The organism is Burkholderia sp. SIMBA_051 (assembly GCF_046534915.1).
Lineage (GTDB): Bacteria > Pseudomonadota > Gammaproteobacteria > Burkholderiales > Burkholderiaceae > Burkholderia > Burkholderia ambifaria.
The window spans coordinates 1-249 of the sequence record NZ_JAWRXS010000639.1; the positions used below are offsets into that span (position 1 = coordinate 1).

General features: G+C 72.7%; 1 pseudogene. It reads right to left on the minus strand.

The annotated features are described in order from the left end of the window. Positions 1–249, minus strand: a pseudogene (locus SB771_RS36050) (hypothetical protein); the annotation flags it as partial.

A 249-nucleotide genomic window follows, 5' to 3' on the forward strand; every position in this document is an offset into this window, starting at 1 on the left:
GAGCGCGACGCGATCGCGGCATGCGCCGTCGCTGACCGTGATCGTCGCCGGCTTGCCGGGGACGACCGGCTTGAGCATCGCCACCGACGCGATGCCCGAACGATTGAGCGGATTCGCCGCGTAGCCGGCCGCGCCGGTCGTCACCGCGCAATTTCCGCCGGGCGGCGCAGCGAGCGTCCCATCGGCCGCGGGATTGCCGGCGCCGGTATTGCACTCGGCCAGCGTGTCGCCGTTGGCCGATTGCGCGAC